Origin of the sequence: Bradyrhizobium sp. CIR18 (genome assembly GCF_014198295.1) — a bacterium.
Classification (GTDB): Bacteria; Pseudomonadota; Alphaproteobacteria; order Rhizobiales; family Xanthobacteraceae; genus Bradyrhizobium.
On the sequence record NZ_JACIHF010000002.1, the window covers coordinates 661,028 to 679,787 of the forward strand.

The following is an 18,760-nucleotide window of genomic DNA, read 5'->3' on the forward strand; positions in this document are numbered from 1 at the left end:
TTAGCGCTCTGCCGCTGAAAGCTTGTAAATCTCCAGCGCGTCCGCTTCCGCGCCGCGTGCGGCCTTCGCGAGCCGGAAAAGTTGGCCCGCAAGCGTGGCCATCGGCACCGGCGTCGACGTTGCCTGCGCGACGTCGGCGACCGTATCGAGATCCTTGAGCATCGTGGCCATATGACCGAGCGGGGGCGAGTGAATGCCCTGGACCATTCTGGGCACGAAAAGCTGAAGCGGGATCGAGTCCGCGAAGCCGCCGGCGAGCGCTTCGGGCAGGCGATTGGCGTCAATACCGGCGTTGACGGCCAGGCGCGCGGCTTCTGCCAGCACGGCCATCGCGCATCCCACGATCACCTGATTGCAGAGTTTCGTGGTCTGGCCGGCGCCGGTCGGGCCCATGTGGGTGAACCTGCGCGCCATGGCCTGCACGTAGGGGCGCACCCTCTCGATCTCGTCTGCTTCCCCGCCGGCCATGATTGCAAGGGTGCCTTCCTCGGCGCCCTTCGTTCCGCCGGAAACCGGTGCATCGATCCAGCCGGCGCCATTGGCGGCTTTCAATCGCTTTGCCAGATCGCGGGCGGCGTCGGGATGTATCGATGAGAAGTCGACGACAAGCTTGCCTGCGCCGGGCGCTGCCGCGAGCCCCTCAGGCCCGAAGATCACCTCCTCGACAGCCGCGGCATCCGTCACGCACATGAAGGCGATATCGGCGTTCGTCAGGAGATCACGAGGCGTGGCTGCGCGCCGGGCTCCGGCCTCGGCGAGCGGAGCCACCTTGCCCTCCGAACGGTTCCAGACAGTGACCTGATAGCCGGCCTTGAGCAGGCGTCGGGTCATCGGCGTTCCCATCAGGCCAAGGCCGAGATAGCCGAGCCTCTCGACGCCTTGCGGGTTTGCCTTGCTCGCATCAGCCATAGGTTGCCTCCTTCTGCCGCAGCGCGACGTGGCTTTACCATACATTGCGTATCGGACGGCAAAACCGCCGGGCTCGCATGGCTTGCCTGATTGTTTGAACCATGAAAGATTTGAGTCCGGTCGGGGTTGGGTGGCGCCGGTCGGCGCCGGAGCAGCGGAGTGGGCACGATGCGAACCGTTTCGAGATGGATCCTGGCTTTGGGGGCGACAGCGGCCGTGAGCGCGGGGGCAAGCCCGTCATGGGCGCAGCAGACGATCCGCGTCGGCTGGACGATCCCGGCCGAGGAATCGAAGTACTGGATGATGCGCCGCCCGGCTGAGTTTCCCAGTATCGGCAAGACGTACAATATCGAATGGACCCAATTCCAGGGCACCGCGCCTATGACGCAGGCCCTGGCAGCCGGTGCGCTGGACTGCGCGACGCAGGCGCCGCTCTCCCTCGCCAATGGCGTGGTCGGCGGCAATCTCAAAGCCTACATCGTGGCGCAGCACGTGTTCGAGAAGCCCGGCGGCTTCTCGGTCTACTGGGCAGTGATGGATGACTCGCCGATCAAGACGATTGCCGACCTCAAGGGCAAGACGGTTGGCATTTCCGTGATTGGCGGCGGCACGCAAGGCCCGTTCAACCTGCTCCTGAAGCAGAATGGCGTCGATCCGGCCAAGGATATCAAGCTGGTCGAGGTCGGCTTTGCCGTCTCCGAGGATGCGCTGCGCCAAGGCCGCGTCGATGCGGTGAATATGAACCAGCCGTTCGCCGCGCGGGCGGAGGCAAAGGGCGGTACAAGGAAGCTCTTCTCGCTGTCCCAGGCCATGCCGAACATCGTGCATATCCTGGAAGCCTGCCGTGCCGATTTCGTCGACAAGAACCCGGAACTGGTCAAGACCTATGTCCGTGACATCACCTCGGGCATGAAAAAGGCGCTGGCCAACCGCGAGGAGACTCTCAAGGTCGTCAATGAAGTGCTGAAGGCGCCGCTCCCGGTGCTCGAGACCTACCTGCTCAAGGATAACGATTTCGGCCGTGATCCAGGCGCGGCGCCGAACTTCCCGGCAATCCAGAAGATGCTGGACATCTACGCCGAGACCGGAATGCTGCCGAAGCTGGATGTCGCGCAGTTCAAGCATCCGACGATCGTCGCGCCGCTGCAGTAAGGCCACCAGGCGGGTGATCCGAGCCACGTGCTCGCGGGCGTCCCGGGTCATCCGGGACGAGGCACGAAGAAGATGCACGTATGAAGAAGCTGCGATCACGAGTCACGACTGACGGTCTCGACCGGGCCCCGCACCGCGCATTCATGCGCGCAATGGGGCTCGACGACGCTGCGATTGCCAAGCCGATGGTGGGCGTTGTCAGCATGAAGGGCGAGCAGACGCCCTGCAACATGACCCACGATTTTCAGGTGGCCGCGGCCAAAACGGGCATCGAGGAGGCCGGCGGCACGCCGCGTGAATTCTCGACCGTGTCGGTTTCTGACGGCATCAGCATGAACCACGAGGGAATGAAGTTCTCGTTGTTTTCGCGTGAACTGATCGCCGACTCGATCGAGGCCGTCGTCCATGGTCTGGCCTACGATGCGCTGATCGGATACGGCGGATGCGACAAGACGCTTCCCGGTGTGATGATGGGCATGGTTCGCTGCAACGTGCCCTCCATCTTCATCTATGGCGGCAGCGCGCTGCCGGGCCGCGTGGACGGGCGCACGTTGACGGTGCTCGACTCCTATGAGGCCGTTGGCAGCTTCATGACGGGTGAGATCGACGGCGCCACGCTGGAGCGGATCGAGCGTGCCTGCTTGCCGACGATCGGCGCGTGCGCCGGCCAGTTCACCGCCAACACCATGGGAATGGTCTCGGAGGCGATGGGCCTGACCATCCCCAACGTCTCGATGGTGCCCGGTATCTATGCCGAGCGTGCGCAGATATCTCGGCGCGCCGGACGCCTGATCATGGAGATGCTGGAACGCGGCGGGCCGTTGCCTCGCGACATCGTGACGCGGAAGTCCCTCGAGAACGGCGCGGCGATCGTTGCGGCGACGGGTGGTTCGACCAATGCCGCGCTGCATCTGCCGGCGATCGCGAACGAGGCCGGCATTGCATTCACAATCGATGATGTGGGCGAGGTCTTCGCCAGGACGCCGTTGATCGGAAATCTGCGCCCCGGGGGCAAATACACCGCAAAGGATGTCTACGACATCGGTGGCGCGGCGGTCGTGATCCGTGAGCTGATCCAGAGCGGGCACATCGATGGCGGCTGCCTGTCCATCACCGGCCGGACGCTTGCCGAAGAGTATGGCGCCGCCAACGCGCCCGATGGAGAAGTCGTATACGCGGCGGGCGCGCCGATCATGCCTGACGGCGGCGTGGCGGTGCTGAAGGGAAATCTTTGTCCCGACGGTGCGGTGATCAAGGTCGCCGGTTTGAAGAGTCAATTCTTCGAAGGCGTGGCGCGCGTTTTCGAGGACGAGGAAGCCTGCGTCGCATCGATTCGTGACCGCAGCTATAGGGCGGGCGAGGTTCTCGTGATCCGCAATGAGGGGCCGGTCGGCGGCCCCGGCATGCGCGAGATGCTCGGCGTCACCGCGTTGATCTACGGGCAGGGCATGGGCGAAAAGGTCGCCCTGATCACCGATGGCCGGTTCTCCGGCGCGACCCGCGGCATGTGCATCGGCTACGTGGCCCCCGAAGCATTTGTTGGTGGTCCGCTGGCGCTCGTTCGCGACGGTGACAGGATCCGGATCGATGCCGCAAACCGGCGGATGGATGTGCTGCTCGATGAGCAGGAACTCACCGCGCGGCGACGAGATTGGAAGCAACGTCCGCCGCGTCACCGTGCGGGCGCGCTCGCAAAGTATGCGCGACTGGTTGGGCAAGCGCCGGGCGGAGCCGTGACGCATGAAGGCCCGGCAGAATGGCCGTGGTTCGAATGACGCACCGCACGGGTGCGAAATCGACCGCCTGTCTGGCAGGTTTCTTGCTAAGCTCGTGCCGCTGGCGGAGAACGTTCAGCAGGTTCGTCGGGAAATGTTCGCGCGAGTGAGATGGGATGACGGTAGTGCCTGCGAGATCGAGCGAATGGGTGAGACCGGTGAGATCACAAGAGCCGGCTTCTGCAATCATCGAGATAGACCGCGTCTCGCAGGTCTTTCAGACTTCGGCGCGCAAGGATCATGTGGCGCTTTCCGAGATCTCGCTGACGATCGAGGAGGGCGCCTTCGTCTCCATCCTTGGGCCGTCCGGCTGCGGCAAGTCGACACTGCTTTATATCGTCGGCGGTTTTGTCAGTCCGACCAGCGGCTCGGCGAAGATCAAGGGACATGCGATCACGGGTCCCGGTCCGGATCGCGGACCGGTGTTCCAGGAATTTGCGCTGTTTCCCTGGAAGACCGTGCTGGGCAACGTGATGTATGGCCCGCGTCAGCAAGGAGTGCGCGCCACCGAGGCGGAAGCGCAAAGCCGGGCCTTGATCGAGATGGTTGGCCTCAAGGGCTATGAGAGCTTCTATCCCAAGGAATTGTCGGGCGGCATGAAGCAGCGCGTGGCGTTGGCGCGGACGCTCGCTTACCATCCGGAAGTGCTGTTGATGGACGAGCCGTTCGGTGCGCTCGACGCGCACACTAGGACGCGGCTGCAGAACGACCTTCTCAACATCTGGGAGCGCGACCGCAAGACGGTGCTGTTCGTCACCCATTCGGTCGACGAAGCCGTCTTTCTCTCGGACAAAGTCGTGATGATGTCGAAATCGCCCGGCCGCATCCGCGAGGTGATCGACATCGATCTGCCGCGACCGCGCCGCCGCAACGAACTGTTGCTCGACCCCCGCTATCAGAAGTACGTCGTCGATATCGAGCGCATGTTCGATGAAAGCGACGAAGCCGGGCCGGCATCATGATGTCGTCGGCCACCTTGATCAGACGGGCCGCTCCGGTGCTGGCCTGCATCGGGTTGCTGGCCGTGTGGCAGGTTGCATCGCTTGCGCTCAAGAACGACAGCTTCCCGACGGCGATCGATGCGATCCGGGCAATTCCGGATATTCTTGGCGACAAGGAATCCCTGATCAACATTCTGGCCTCGCTTCGCCGCATGGCGATAGGGTTCGGTGTGGCGGTGCTGGTTTCGATTCCGCTGGGCCTGTTGATGGGACGCAGCCGCGGTGTCGCGGCCTTTTTCAATCCGCTCCTGATGGTCATTTATCCGGTGCCGAAGGCGGCATTGATGCCGATCATCATGCTTTGGCTGGGCGTCGGCGACGTCACCAAGACATTGGTGATCTTCCTGGGCGTCAGCCTTCCCGTGATCTATCACAGCTTCGAGGGGGCCAAGGCCGTCGAAGAGAAGATGCTGTGGTCAGGTGCCGCGATGGGGCTTTCGCCGGCACAACGCCTGGTGCGGATCGTGTTGCCCGCGGCGCTGCCGGAGATCCTGACCGGCTGCCGCACGGGACTGGTGCTGGCGCTGATCACGATGATCACCAGTGAGATGATCGCCCGCCAGTCCGGCGCCGGCAATATCCTGTTCAATGCGCTCGACATGGGCCAATACGACACCGTCTTTGCGATGATCATCATCGTGGGCGCGATGGGTATCTGTCTCGACGCGATTTTTGAAAGGGTTCGGGCCAGACTCGTGCGTTGGTCCGAGCCTCAGTTCGACATGCCGCTGAGTTTTTCGTGATGTCGCGCTTTCTCTCCGCAAACGTCCTTCTCGGCATTGCCCCGATCGTGCTGGTCATCGCCTTGTGGCAAGGCCTGGTGTCATTCGGCTTCGCGCCCGCGGTCTTGCTGCCGCCGCCGGGCTTCGTCTTCAGCCGGCTGCTCCAGCAACTCGTGACGTGGACGTTTCAGCAGGAGATCGCCGCAACCCTGATCCGGCTGTTTGCCGGCTTCGCGATTGCGGTCGTGCTGGGTGTCAGTATCGGCATTGCCGCCGCCGCCAATCCGGCGATCAATGCCGTGGTTCGGCCGATCGTCCGCGTATTGGCGCCGCTGCCCAAGGTCGCGCTCTATCCGGCACTCCTGCTCTTGCTCGGATTCGGCCACGGGTCGAAGATCACATTGGTAGCCGCGGACGCGCTCTTTCCCATTCTGCTCTCGACCTATTACGGCGCGTCGACCGTCGAACAGAAGCTGATCTGGTCGGCGATGGCGGCGGGAACGCCGCGCTACGAAATCCTCTTCAAGGTGGTGCTGCCGGCGGCGATGCCGTCGATCCTGACCGGATGCCGGATCGGGCTTGTCATTTCCTGCATCGTGGTGTTTCTGGCAGAGATGATCACGTCGACGGACGGATTGGGGCACGCGCTCGTGACCGCGGCGCGAACCTTCCAGGCCGTCGACATGTTCGTGCCGCTGATCACGATCTCGCTGCTGGGCCTGATCTTGAATGGCCTCCTCGGCGCGTTGCGCTCGTACCTGCTGCGGGGCTTTCCCGAGGCGTGAACCGACCAAGAAGAAACCAGGGGACCGGGAGTGAACCGTGCTGGCTGATCGCATCGAGGCAAAATGGATCGACGCATTTTGCGAGATCTTTGAACGTTGCGCCGTCAAGGCCGGCGATACCGCGGCGATCCTGTCGGAAACCCAGTCGCGTGCGTTGAATGTGCATCTCGCGGAGCTCGCGCTGCTGCGCATGGGCGCACGGCCGTTTCACGTGGTGATGCCCACACCGCGCAACCGCAATATCGTTCCGGTTCGCTCAACGGGGGCGAGCGAGGCGATCCAGAAGCTTGGGCCGGTCATCACCGCGCTTCAGCAGGCCGGCTTCGTGGTGGATTGCACCATCGAGGGCCTGATGCACGCGGTGGAGACGCCGGAGATCCTCAAGGCCGGCGCGCGGATCCTGGTGATCTCGAACGAGCATCCCGAAGCGCTGGAGCGGATGGTGCCGGATCCTGCGCTCGAGAAGCGCGTTCGTGCGGCGGCCAAGATGTTGCGCGGGACCAAGCGGATGCGGGTGACCTCGAAGGCCGGCACCGCGCTCGATGTCGACATGGTCGGAGCGTCCACGGTCGGTGTCTGGGGCTGGACCGACAAGCCCGGCACGCTGGCGCATTGGCCAGGCGGAATCGTCGTCAGCTTCCCCAAGAGCGGGACCATCAACGGCACGCTGGTGATGGCGCCGGGCGACATCAATCTCACCTTCAAGCGCTACCTGACGTCACCTGTGAAGATGACGTTGAAGGACGACTATGTCGTCGAGCTGGAAGGCGAAGGCACGGATGCCGCCATGATGCGCGCCTATCTCGCCGCCTGGGGCGATCGCGAGGCATATGCCGTGTCGCATGTCGGCTTCGGCATGAACCCCGGTGCGCGCTATGAAGCGCTTTCGATGTACGACCAGCGCGACACCAACGGCACCGAGATTCGGGCCGTCTCCGGCAATTTCCTGTTCTCGACCGGCGCGAACGAGTTCGCCGGCCGCTACACGGCGGGGCATTTCGACCTGCCGATGATGGGAACGACCATCGAGCTCGATGGCGTCGCGGTCGTTCGCGAAGGCGTGTTGCAGGACGTCTTCGGCTAATTGCGGTCGAGCACGGGTGGACGCGCAAGGTCGAAATGGCGCAGCAGATCCACCATGGCCTGAAGCCGCTTTACGCGATAGGCGTCAACGTCCATGCCCGAATAGTCGAGAAAGCCGGCACCCGTGCGTAACCCGATCCGACCTTCATGCATGTTGCGTGAGATGACGTCCGGCGCGCGGTAACGGTCGCTGCCAAGCGCGCCTTCGAGATAGCGACTGGCGTAGTACAAGATATCGCCGCCACCCCAGTCGATGAATTCGAGCAGTCCGAGTACGGCGTAGCGGAAGCCAAAACCGTAGCGGATCGCCTTGTCGATCTCCTCGGCACTGGCGACGCCTTCCTCGACCATGCGTGCGGCCTCGTTCATCGCCAGCGCCTGGATGCGCGGAACGATGAAGCCGGGCGTCGCCGCGCAGACGACCGGGACCTTGCCGATGCCTTCGAGCAGTCCCTTGACCTCGGCGACGATTGCCGGATCGGTGGCCTTGCCGGGCGAAACCTCGACCAGCGGAATCAGATAGGCTGGGTTGAGCCAATGCACGTTGAGGAAGCGGCGAGGATTCACGATCGCGCCGGAGAGATCATCGACGAGGATGGTCGACGTCGTCGATGCAATGATCGTGTCGGGTCGGACCTGCCGTGAGGCTGACCCAAGCACCTCGCGCTTGAGCTCGACGACCTCCGGAACCCCTTCGAAAACCATACCGGCCTCGGAGAGTGCTGCCCCGCTCTGGCTGGCGGGCACCACCGAGACGCGCGCGACGAGCGGATCGACATCGGCCTCCGTCAGCAGCCCCAGCTTGGACAGGCTGGCAAAGGTCTTCGCGACCTCGCCGAGCGCGTCCGCCTCCAGCTTGGCAAACTCCTCCGCGGAGCGCGCCTTGACGTCGATCATCGTGACCTGATGCCCAGCGTAGGCGAAAGCGACGGCAATGCCGCGCCCCATGCGGCCAGCCCCCAGACAGACGATATCGGCGCGATTGGTCATCGGTCAAAATCCATTGCGAAGCAACGTCTGCAATTCAGCCTTGCTGAGCTTGCCAAGCCCCAGCATCTCGAGCGTGCGGCCACCTCGCGCAAAGTTCTCGCCGCAAATCGCGCCACCGATCGCCAGAAAAGCTTTCGCCAGCGGCGTGGCCACGCCGGCCAGGCCGGCAGCGGAGACCAGCAGCGACAGCCCAAGCCGCAGGTCCTCACGCATATAGCGGTGCTCCGTCAGCACGATCCGCTCGCGCCAGTCGCCGGAATCCGTCAGCCGGTCGTGCGAGCCGCGGCCATACATCCAGATCTCGCCTTCTTTCGCATAGTGATGAGCGAGCGGGAAATGCGGTGCGCCGTAGCCGAGCGCCTCGCGTACGGCAATCCGCTCGGCATCAAGCGCGTCGGTCACCCGGCGGATGGCGGCCTGCGTGCCTTCCTTGTGAATGTCCCAGCGCTCGAAATGTTCGATTGGACCTGCATTCATCACGATCAGCGGCGGATGGATGATCGGCCCTGCATTCATCAGCGCACCGGACAGCGCGTCTCCGCACGGCTCGATCGTATCGGGGAAAGCGCGTCCGATGACCTCGAGCGCATGCGGTGCCCGGTCGAGCGGGAACACGCCGACTGGAAGCCGTTTGGCGCGGATGGTGATCGCGACCTCGAACGGTCCGTGCTTGCGGGTGAGCCACGGCAATGTGCCGGTTTCGGCAAAGCTTGCCTTGGCCTGGTTCCCAGCTTCCCGCGCGGCCTCTGCGAAGATCATCGAGCCGAATGTCGCTGGCGGCAGAAATACGACCTGACCGTCCCGCAGATGCGGGGCGAGCAGGCGAGCGATATCGGTCTGCGCGAAGGCAGGCGCGGGGCACAGGATCAGCTCGGTGCCGTTGACAGCTTCGGCGATGTCGGTCGTGACCAGCGCGAGCTTGACGTCGTGGCGGCCGTTGTGATCCTTGACCAGGATGCGCGAGCCGGCGGCGCGATGTGCCGCGACTTGACCGGCATCGCGGCGCCAGAGCCGCACTTCATGCCCCGACAGCACAAAATCGCCCGCGGCCGCGAAGGAGCCGTTTCCCCCACCCAGAACTGCAATCTTCAAGATGCTTCTCCTTGCGCGAGCGACTGCGCATCGAGCTGCTTCAGCAGGAAATGCTGGACCTTGCCCAGCGCGGTGCGCGGCAGGTCGGTGACGAAGACGATATCGCGTGGCACCTTGTAGCGGGCCAGTTGCGTCTGGATGTGTGTCTTGAGTTCATCCGCTTCGAGCCGGGAGCCGGATCTCCGTATCACATAAGCGATCGGCACCTCGTCCCAGCGCGGATCCGGCCGGCCGATCACGGCGCATTCGCTGACGTCAGGATGTTCGAGCAGGACGCGCTCGATCTCGGCCGGATAGACGTTTTCTCCACCTGAAATGATCAAGTTCTTCTTGCGGTCGCGGACCCAGAAATAGCCGTCGGCGTCGCACAGGCCGATGTCGCCGGTGCGATACCAGCCGTCGTGCAACGCATCGCGCGTGGCGTCCGCATTGCCCCAATATTCGAAGAACACATTGGGACCGCGCACCGCGATTTCGCCCGGCGTGCCCGCCGGCAGTTCGTTGCCAGCCTGATCGATGATCTTTGCCTCGCAGCACAGGCCGGCGAGTCCGGTCGATCCCACCCGCGAGAGGTCGCCGCCGAGGCGCGTATAGATCGCGATGGGGCAGGTTTCCGTCGAGCCGTAGACCTGAAGCACCGGGACATCGCGCGCGACGAAACGTTCGATCAGATGCGGCGGCACGATGGTCGAGCCGGTGGCGACGGCCTTGAGTGACGAAAGATCAGTGGCGGCCCAGGCAGGATGTTCGCTCACCGCTTGGATGATTGCAGGCACCATGACCGTGAGTGTCGGCCGCTCCTGTTCGATGGTCGCGAGCGCGGTATCCGGCGTGAAGCGCGCGTGGACCGTGACGCTCGCGCCAAGCTGCAGTGCCGGCGTGGTCTGGATGTTGAGGCCGCCGACGTGGAAGAACGGCAGCACGGTCAGCACGTGATCGTCGGACGACATGTTGTGCATGTGCTGGCTCATGACACCGTTCCAGAACAGCGCCTCCTGGCGCAGCACTGCGCCCTTCGGCCGCCCGGTTGTCCCCGACGTGTAGACGATCAGCAGCGGGCAGGAGAGATCGGTGTGCGGATTTCGGCTGCTGCCGTCGCTGCGCGCCAGCAGGCTTTCGAATGTCGTGCCGCGGGGCGGTGCGAAGTCGAGGCCGACGACGGCAGCCCCCGGCGCGGTCCGGGCGAGCCCGGAAAGAACGCCCTCAAATGCCTGCTCGAGCACCAGCACATTGGCGCCCGCATCGGTGAGGATGAAGAGCTGCTCGGCGACCGCGAGCCGCCAGTTCAGCGGCACAAGTATCGCGCCAAGTCGCGCGCAGGCGTAGAGCAGAACCAGATAGTCCGGCCGGTTCAGACTCAGAATGGCGACGCGGTCGCCGCGGCCGACGCCGAGCTCCTGCTTCAATGCCGTCGCGGTGTGTTCGATGCGTGCGGCGAACGCCGCATAGCTCAGCCGTTCCCCTTCGAAGGCAATGGCTGTCTTGTCTGGCGCGAACGCCGCGTTGCGATCGATCAGACTGCAGAGGTCCACCGTCAGTCGTCCGTCTCGCCGGTCTCATACAGCGCCTCGCGTCCGATCCGGTCGAGGCAGAGTTCGGCAGTCCAGGGCAGCATCAGCGAGCCGCAGCGGCTGTCGCGATAGATCCGCTCCAGCGGCAGCGAGCGAAGCATGGCCTGGCCGCCGCAGGTGCGGATCGCGAGCGCGGCGAGCTCGTTGGCACCCTCCATCACCGAATATTGCGCGGCGTAGGCCCGCAGCACCTGCTCCTTGCTAGGATTGGCGCAGGCTTCGGTGACGGCCTGGAACCAGATCGCCTTGATCTGCTCGAGCTTGATCTGCATCTGCGCGACCGCGATCTGCTTGGTCGGATACATCCGCCGCTTGACCGGCGGCATGCCCGGCACTTCGCCGCGCAGATAGCGCACGGTGAAGTCATAGGCGGCTTGAGCCAGGCCCATATAGGTCGGCGACAACGTCAGGAACATGTGCGGCCAGCGCATCGCGGCCTGGAAATAGACGCCGCGCGGCATCAGTGCAGAGTCGGTCGGCACGAACACGTCCTTGAACAGAAGCGTCCGTGAAACCGTTCCGCGCATGCCGAGCGGGTCCCAGTCACCGACGACCGAGACGCCTTCGGACTTGGCTGATATCGCGAGGTAAAGCGTGTTGCGGCGAGACGCCTTCTCGCCTTCCTCGATCTCGGTGCAGAGCACGCCGTAATAGTCGGCGTGGCCGGAGAGCGATGCAAAAATCTTCTTGCCGTTGACGATCCAGCCGCCCTCGACGGGCCTTGCTTCCGTGCCGAAGGCGACACCGCCTGCGGCGGCCGCTCCGCCCTCGGAGAAGGGTTGCGAATAGATCGCACCGTCCTCGACGATGCGCTTGTAGTGAACCGCGCGCCGCCGCTCGTGCTCGGCGCGGGTGTCCGCGTCCATGTCGAGATCGTCGGCGAGCGGCCCCGACCACAGGGTCGAGCACACGTGCATGTTCCAGGTCAGCGCGGTCGCGCCGCAATAGCGGCCGATCTCGGCAGCCGCCAAAGCATAGGTCTGGTAGTTCGCGCCGAGCCCGCCATGTTTCTTGGGCACGGCAATGCCGAGCAGACCGACGCGGTGCAGGTCGCGATAATTCTCGATCGGGAAGGTCGCCTCGCGATCGTAGGTCGCAGCGCGAGCGGCGAACACGCTTTGGCCGATCTCCCTTGCGCGGGTGATGATGCCGGCCTGCTCGTCGCCGAGGCGGAATGCAACGGGATCGAAGATCGGCGCATCCAGTGCAACCTTGTCGGTCGTGCCGATCGTCTTGCTGACTTGCATGGTCATTGCGCAGTCACCTTACGCTTTGGTCGCGAGAGAGTTCAGGAACCGGCCGAGGGCCTCGTCGAAGGCCTCGGGGCGCTCGAGGTTGGCGAGATGGCCGACGCCGGCGAGCTCGACATATTCGGCACCAGGGATGTAGCTCGCCGTCTTTGCCATCATCGGCGCGGGCGCATTGTTGTCCTTGGAACCCGACAGCAACAGCGTGGGGACGGAAATATTCGCAAGCGTGCTGCGCTGATCGAAGCCGATCAGAGCCAGCATCATGGCACGATAGCTTGCTTCGGGCACGCTCCCCATGCATTCGCATGCAAGCTCCATCCCGTTCGGATCGGGATCGTCGCCGACAAGCTCCTTCACCAGCGAGGGCGCCAGTGACTTCATCGTCTCCCCGCGATCGAGCGGCCCGAGCCGTGCCGCGATGAACGATTTCTGCCACTCGCCGTCGGCCTTGCCGAAGGCGGGGCTGGTCTGCGCCAGCACGACCGCGCGTGCCGGTTTCGGTGATTGCACCAGCCATTTCTGCACGATCATGCCGCCGATCGAGTGACCGACCAGGATGGGTCTGGCCGCGCCGAGTTGTTCGATGAATTGCTGGAGCGCCTCCGCCAGGGCAGCAATGCTGACGCTGGCGAGCGGCGCCGATCTGCCGTAACCCGGCATATCCCATGCAATTGCGCGGAAGCCGCCGCCGAACGTGGCAAGTTGCCGCCGCCAGGCCCGCGCTGCACCGCCGATGCCGTGCAGGAAGATGAGAGGTGTCGCATTCGGATCGCCCGCGGCTTCATAGGCGAAGCGTCCGTCCTTTGTTATCATTGGCGCAGGCTGCGACACGCGACATCCTTTTGCTTGGCCCTTGATGCTAACAGGCCTGTGGGGGATGGGAAGCGATAATTTTATACTTAAAGCAATTTTCGGGCCGCCCTCTCGTGCCGTGACGTTTGCCGTGGCGAGCGCCGCTTTCGTTGCAAAAATTTGAAGGTTAAAATATATCGGAGGAACGATCGTTGGATCCGAGGGAGCCTGCGCATGTCCGGATTGCCGCACTCGCCGCACGCACTGGTGACCGGTGGTGGCCGCGGCATCGGCCGCGCGATCGCGGCGTCTCTTGTCGGTGCCGGGGCCATCGTGACGGTGCTTGGCCGGAATGCCGCGGCTCTTGCGGAGGCGGTCGACGCCGGCGCCGCGCATTTTGCGGCCGTTGCCGATGTTTCGGACGAAACGTCGTTGAAGGCCGCTATTAGCGAGGCCAGCGCGCGGCAGCCGATTGATATCCTGATTGCCAACGCAGGCAGCGCCGAATCGGCGCCATTCGCGAAGTCTGACGCCGCTCTTTTTGCGCGCATGATGGATGTCAATTTCATGGGCGTGGTCCACGCCGCCCGTGCTGTGCTGCCGGGCATGAAAGATCGTCCCTATGGCCGAATTGTCGCGGTCGCGTCGACGGCGGGGCTGAAGGGCTACGCCTATGTCAGCGCATACAGCGCGGCCAAGCATGCCGTGATCGGTCTGGTGCGCTCCCTTGCCATCGAGATGGCCGGAAGCAATGTCACCGTGAACGCGGTGTGTCCCGGCTTTACCGACACCGATCTCGTCGCGGGCAGCATCGAGAACATCATGAACAAGACGGGGCGTAGTCGCGAGCAGGCGATCGCAGAGCTTGCGAAACACAATCCGCAAGGACGCCTGATCGCGCCTCGGGAAGTGGCAGACGCGGTGCTCTGGTTGTGCGGCGAGGGCGCCGGCGCGATCACCGGGCAGGCGATTGCCGTGGCCGGGGGCGAGGTCTAGCGTGAATGGCGCAGGCGCGGAACAACGAAGCCAAGGAGATCGCATGAGCAGACCAGCAAATCCCGTCACCATTCCGCTCGCGGACTATTCGCCGCAGCACTTCGTGCTGGCGGTGGTCGACGGCGTCGCGACGGTCACGCTCAACCGACCCGAACGAAAGAATCCGCTGACGTTTGAAAGCTACCGGGAACTGACCGATTTCTTCCGCGCTTGCGCCTTCGACGACGAGGTCAAATCCATCGTCGTCACCGGCGCTGGCGGCAATTTCTCGTCCGGTGGTGACGTGTTCGAGATCATCGGCCCGCTGGTAAAGATGGACACCAAGGGGCTGACGGCCTTCACGCGGATGACCGGCGACCTCGTCAAGGCGATGCGCGCCTGCCCGCAGCCAATCATAGCCGCGGTCGAGGGCATCTGTGCCGGGGCTGGTGCGATCGTCGCCATGGCCTCGGACATGCGTCTCGCGGCAAGCGGGACCAAGGTCGCGTTCCTGTTCAACAAGGTGGGCCTCGCCGGTTGCGACATGGGCGCCTGCGCGATCCTGCCGCGGATCATCGGACAGTCCCGCGCCTCCGAGTTGCTCTATACCGGCCGGTTCATGACCGCGGAGGAGGGTGAGCGCTGGGGCTTCTTCAGCCGCATCGTGACGTCGGAGCAGGTGCTGTCCCAGGCGCAGGTCCTGGCCAAGCAGATCGCGGAAGGGCCTACCTTCGCCAACACCATGACCAAGCGGATGCTGGCGATGGAATGGGCCATGTCGGTGGAGGAGGCGATTGAGGCGGAAGCCGTTGCCCAGGCCCTGTGCATGACCACGGCCGATTTCGAGCGCGCCTTCGAGGCCTTCGCCAACAAGGTCAAGCCGGTCTTCAGGGGCGACTAACGGCGTCTTTGTCCGAGCCGGCCAGCAACGGGGGACTTGCGCGAAATTATTTTAGGCTTAAAATAGTTTCATGGCCGGGTGAATTGGCGAGGCTCCCATGAAAGTCGCGATCATCGGTGGCGGACCTGCGGGTCTTTACGCTGCGATCCTGCTCAAGAAGCAGCGCCCGGGCGCCGACATCACGGTGTATGAGCGCAATCGGGCCGACGACACCTTCGGCTTCGGCGTGGTGTTCTCGGATGCCACGCTGGACAATTTTGAAAAACACGATCTGCCGAGCTATCGCCGCATCACCCAGGAGTTCGCCTACTGGGACGACATCGCCGTGCATTTCCGCGGCACGGTGCACCGGGTCGGCGGTAACGGCTTTTGCGGCTGCTCGCGGCGCAAGCTGCTCCTGATCCTTCAGGAGCGGGCCCGCGAGCTTGGCGTCGTCCTGCATTTCGAGGTGGACGTCGACGACGAATCCCGCTTCGCCGATGCCGATCTCGTCCTGATCGCCGACGGCATCAACAGCCGCTTCCGCGAGAAATACATCGATCATTTCCAGCCAGAGGTCGACCTCCGCTCCAACAAGTTCGCCTGGATGGGCTCGACCAAGCCGCTCGATGCCTTCACCTTCATCTTCCAGGAGACCGAGTGGGGGCCGTTCATCGCCCACGCCTATCAGTATGAGGCCGGACACTCGACCTGGATCTTCGAGACCGATCCCGAGACGTTCGAGCGGGCTGGCCTCACGGGGCTGGACGAGACCCAGTCCGCCGCGCGGATGGCCGAGATTTTTGGCTGGTTCCTCGATGGGCACAAGCTGCTCATCAACCGTTCGATGTGGCGCAATTTCCCGATGATCCGCAGCAAGCGCTGGGTCAAGGACAACATGGTGCTGCTCGGCGATGCCAAGGCGAGCGCGCATTTTTCGATCGGCTCCGGCACCAAGCTCGCGATGGAAGACGCGATTGCGCTGGCCGATGCGATGGAGAAAGCTCCCAGCATCAAGGCGGCGCTTGATGTCTACGAGCAGGGCCGCCGTGAGGAGGTCGAGAAGACGCAGCACGCCGCCGACGTCTCGCTGGTCTGGTTCGAGCATGTCGACCGCTTCTGGAATTTTGATCCCGTGCAGTTTGCCTTCGGCGTGATGACGCGCTCGAAGGCGATCACCTATGACAATCTCAAGCTACGCGCGCCCGATTTCGTGGCTGAGGTCGAGACGTCATTTGCCAAACAGGTTCGCGACAGCGGCTTTGACGTCGACATCAAAAAGCCGGCGGTGCCGTTGTTCCAGCCGTTCCGCCTGCGCGAGATGGAGGTCGCCAACCGCGCCGTGATGTCGCCGATGTGCATGTATTCGGCGAAAGAGGGCGTGCCGACCGACTTCCACCTCGTGCACTATGGATCGCGCGCGATCGGCGGCGCCGGACTCATCTTCACGGAGATGACCTGCGTCAGCCGCGATGCCCGGATCACGCCGGGCTGTGCCGGTCTGTGGAACGACGAGCAGGAGGCGGCGTGGCGGCGCATCGTGGACTTTGTCCACGGCAATTCGGCCGCGAAAATCTGCCTGCAACTCGGCCACGCCGGCCGCAAGGGTGCGACCAAGCTGATGTGGGACGGCATGGATCGCCCGCTGGACGAAGGCGGCTGGGACGTGTTCTCCGCATCGCCACTACCCTATTTCCCCGACAGCCAGGTGCCGCGCGAGCTCGATCGCGCCGGCATGAATGCGGTGCGAGACTCTTTCGTCGCGGCGGCCGAGCGCGGCGAGCGCTGCGGCTTCGACATGCTGGAGCTGCACTGCGCCCACGGCTATCTGCTCGCCAGCTTCATCTCGCCGCTGACGAACACCAGGACGGACGAATACGGCGGCTCGCTCGACAACCGTCTGCGCTTCCCGCGCGAGATCTTCGAGGCGCTCCGCGCGGTCTGGCCGTCGCACAAGCCGATGTCCGTACGTATCTCCGCGACCGATTGGGCTGACGGCGGCATCACCGGCGACGATGCGGTGGCGGTTGCGCGCGCTTTCGCCGAGGCTGGTGTCGATCTCGTGGACGTCTCGACGGGACAGACCGTCCGCGACGCGCAGCCGATCTACGGCCGCATGTTCCAGACGCCGTTCTCGGATCAGGTCCGCAATGAGGCGCGCGTCGCCACGATGTGCGTCGGCAACATCACGACGGCGGACCAGGCCAATACCATCCTGGCGGCTGGCCGGGCGGATCTCGTCGCCCTTGGGCGGCCGCATCTGGTCGATCCGTTCTTCACCATGAGGGCGGCGGCCTGGTACGGGGCAGAAAGCGCATTCTGCCCGCCCCAATATCTGCCCGGGAAGGATCAAATTTTCCGCAACAGCATCCGCGACCGCCAGGATCTGGAGGAGCTGCGCATTAAGGCTAAGCCCAAGACCCGGGCCGAGCTCAAGGCGGAGGCGACAAAGCCGCTTGCGGCGGAGTAACCGCCCGTGCGACGTTAACCTCATTGCCTGGCATATTTCGAGTGGAGTAAGGGCGATGAAGGCGATTATCGTCGGTGGCGGTATCGGTGGTCTCACCACGGCGCTGATGCTGCGTTCGCGTGGCATCGGATGCGAGATCTTCGAGCAGGCTGACACCATTCGTGAGCTCGGCGTCGGCATCAATACGTTGCCGCATGCCATGCGCGAGCTTGCCGGACTCGGCCTGCTCCAGAAGCTCGACGATGTCGCGATCCGCACCGATCAGCTTTACTATCTCAACCGCCACGGCCAGGAGGTCTGGCGCGAAGCCCGCGGCATCGACGCCGGTCACGACGTGCCCCAATTCTCGATTCATCGCGGCCGGCTTCAGGCCGTCATCCATCGCGCGGTCGAGGAGCGGCTCGGAGTGGATGCAATCCACACCGGCTGCCGCCTCGGCGCCTTCACGCAGGACGAGGGCGGCGTCACCGCTTACTTCTTCGATCGTGCCGGCGCGCATGTCCACACCGCGCGCGGCGACATCCTGATCGGTGCCGATGGCATTCATTCACGCGTCCGCGAGACGTTGTTCCCAAATGAAGGTCCGCCGTGCTGGAACGGCCTGATGCTGTGGCGCGGTGCGCGCGACTGGCCGCTGTTCCTCACCGGCAAATCGATGATCGTGGCCGGCGGCCTCAATGCCAAGGTGGTGATTTATCCGATCGCGGAGGGATCGAGCTCGGCGAGCCGCCTGACCAACTGGGCCGTGCTGGTGAAGGTGGGCGAGGGCAATGCGCCACCGCCGCGGAAGGAAGACTGGTCGCGGCCGGGTCGCCGCGAGGAGGTGATGCCGCACGTCGCCCGCTTCTCGGTGCCTTATGTCGACGTCAAAAGCCTGATCTCGGCGACGCCCGAATTCTACGAATATCCGACCTGCGACCGCGATCCGTTGCCCTACTGGTCGTCAGGACGTGTCACGCTGCTCGGCGATGCCGCGCACCCCATGTATCCGGTCGGCTCCAACGGGGCGTCGCAGGCGATCCTCGATGCGCGCTGCCTTGCGGACGCGCTGGTGCGCGCTGAGCATCCGCGCCAGGCACTGCTCGAATACGAGAAGAAGCGCCTGCCGATGACGGCGGATATCGTCCGCTCCAACCGGCGCGGTGGCCCCGAGGGCGTCATCGACGCCGTCGAGCAGCTCGCCCCTGATGGATTCGACAATGTCGACAACGTGCTGAGCTACTCCCAGCGCGAGGCCATCGTGCGCGGTTACGCCACCAAGGCGGGCTTCGCCGCCGTGCCGGGGCTTGCGGCGGTGCGCGCTTGAGACTTGC

The 18,760-nt window shown here is 64.2% G+C and carries 16 protein-coding genes; 10 read left to right on the forward strand and 6 right to left on the reverse strand.

Annotation, left to right across the window (positions count from 1 at the left end):
- Entirely contained in the window at positions 1 to 909 is a 909-nt protein-coding gene (locus GGD65_RS11715) for an NAD(P)-dependent oxidoreductase (RefSeq protein WP_183235349.1), read from the reverse strand.
- Between the two features lie 168 nt (positions 910 to 1,077).
- Between GGD65_RS11715 and GGD65_RS11720 the strand changes: the two genes are divergently transcribed.
- The 6 genes from GGD65_RS11720 (at position 1,078) to GGD65_RS11745 (ending at position 7,428) form a co-directional block, all read left to right on the forward strand.
- Positions 1,078 to 2,061 carry an ABC transporter substrate-binding protein gene (locus GGD65_RS11720; protein ID WP_026202149.1) on the forward strand — a complete coding sequence of 328 codons (984 nt, stop codon included), beginning with the start codon at positions 1,078 to 1,080 and terminating at the stop codon, positions 2,059 to 2,061.
- An 80-nt stretch (positions 2,062 to 2,141) separates the two neighbouring features.
- Positions 2,142 to 3,836: a dihydroxy-acid dehydratase gene (gene ilvD / locus GGD65_RS11725; protein ID WP_183235350.1), complete on the forward strand. Its 1,695-nt coding sequence runs from the start codon at positions 2,142 to 2,144 to the stop codon at positions 3,834 to 3,836.
- A 116-nt stretch (positions 3,837 to 3,952) separates the two neighbouring features.
- Positions 3,953 to 4,798: an ABC transporter ATP-binding protein gene (locus tag GGD65_RS11730; RefSeq protein WP_179735670.1), complete on the forward strand. Its 846-nt coding sequence runs from the start codon at positions 3,953 to 3,955 to the stop codon at positions 4,796 to 4,798.
- Entirely contained in the window at positions 4,795 to 5,580 is a 786-nt protein-coding gene (locus tag GGD65_RS11735; protein WP_018319232.1) for an ABC transporter permease, read from the forward strand. The genes GGD65_RS11730 and GGD65_RS11735 overlap by 4 nt, the downstream gene beginning before the upstream one ends.
- Entirely contained in the window at positions 5,580 to 6,344 is a 765-nt protein-coding gene (locus GGD65_RS11740) for an ABC transporter permease (protein WP_183235351.1), read from the forward strand. The genes GGD65_RS11735 and GGD65_RS11740 overlap by 1 nt, the downstream gene beginning before the upstream one ends.
- A 37-nt stretch (positions 6,345 to 6,381) precedes the next feature.
- A complete protein-coding gene (locus GGD65_RS11745; protein WP_028142594.1) occupies positions 6,382 to 7,428 on the forward strand; it encodes a peptidase M29 in 1,047 nt (348 codons plus the stop codon).
- On the opposite strand, the gene GGD65_RS11750 is transcribed toward GGD65_RS11745, so the two are convergent.
- From GGD65_RS11750 to GGD65_RS11770, 5 genes are read right to left on the reverse strand one after another with little or no spacing between them, the layout of a single operon-like run.
- Positions 7,425 to 8,417 carry a 3-hydroxybutyryl-CoA dehydrogenase gene (locus GGD65_RS11750; RefSeq protein WP_183235352.1) on the reverse strand — a complete coding sequence of 331 codons (993 nt, stop codon included), beginning with the start codon at positions 8,415 to 8,417 and terminating at the stop codon, positions 7,425 to 7,427. The two genes, GGD65_RS11745 and GGD65_RS11750, sit on opposite strands and share 4 nt — an antisense overlap.
- 3 nt (positions 8,418 to 8,420) lie before the next feature.
- Positions 8,421 to 9,509 carry an NAD/NADP-dependent octopine/nopaline dehydrogenase family protein gene (locus GGD65_RS11755; RefSeq protein ID WP_183235353.1) on the reverse strand — a complete coding sequence of 363 codons (1,089 nt, stop codon included), beginning with the start codon at positions 9,507 to 9,509 and terminating at the stop codon, positions 8,421 to 8,423.
- The gene (locus GGD65_RS11760; RefSeq protein WP_183235354.1) at positions 9,506 to 11,041 is read right to left on the reverse strand and encodes a class I adenylate-forming enzyme family protein; all 1,536 of its coding nucleotides are present in this window, start codon (positions 11,039 to 11,041) and stop codon (positions 9,506 to 9,508) included. Before GGD65_RS11760 ends, GGD65_RS11755 begins: the two co-directional genes overlap by 4 nt.
- 2 nt (positions 11,042 to 11,043) lie before the next feature.
- On the reverse strand, positions 11,044 to 12,333 hold the full coding sequence (locus tag GGD65_RS11765) for an acyl-CoA dehydrogenase family protein (RefSeq protein ID WP_018319238.1): 1,290 nt from the start codon (positions 12,331 to 12,333) through the stop codon (positions 11,044 to 11,046).
- A gap of 12 nt (positions 12,334 to 12,345) precedes the next feature.
- Positions 12,346 to 13,161: an alpha/beta fold hydrolase gene (locus GGD65_RS11770; protein WP_183235505.1), complete on the reverse strand. Its 816-nt coding sequence runs from the start codon at positions 13,159 to 13,161 to the stop codon at positions 12,346 to 12,348.
- A gap of 195 nt (positions 13,162 to 13,356) precedes the next feature.
- Here GGD65_RS11770 and GGD65_RS11775 point away from each other — a divergent pair, with 195 nt between their 5' ends.
- From GGD65_RS11775 to GGD65_RS11790, 4 genes are all read left to right on the forward strand, one after another.
- The gene (locus tag GGD65_RS11775) at positions 13,357 to 14,118 is read left to right on the forward strand and encodes an SDR family NAD(P)-dependent oxidoreductase (RefSeq protein WP_183235355.1); all 762 of its coding nucleotides are present in this window, start codon (positions 13,357 to 13,359) and stop codon (positions 14,116 to 14,118) included.
- A gap of 43 nt (positions 14,119 to 14,161) precedes the next feature.
- Entirely contained in the window at positions 14,162 to 14,998 is an 837-nt protein-coding gene (locus GGD65_RS11780) for an enoyl-CoA hydratase family protein (RefSeq protein WP_183235356.1), read from the forward strand.
- Positions 14,999 to 15,095: 97 nt separating this feature from the next.
- Complete coding sequence (locus GGD65_RS11785) at positions 15,096 to 17,447, forward strand: bifunctional salicylyl-CoA 5-hydroxylase/oxidoreductase (protein ID WP_183235357.1); 2,352 nt, start codon at positions 15,096 to 15,098, stop codon at positions 17,445 to 17,447.
- Positions 17,448 to 17,502: 55 nt separating this feature from the next.
- Positions 17,503 to 18,753, forward strand: a complete 1,251-nt coding sequence (locus tag GGD65_RS11790; RefSeq protein WP_183235358.1) for a flavin-dependent oxidoreductase — start codon at positions 17,503 to 17,505, stop codon at positions 18,751 to 18,753.
- Positions 18,754 to 18,760 lie beyond the last annotated feature (7 nt).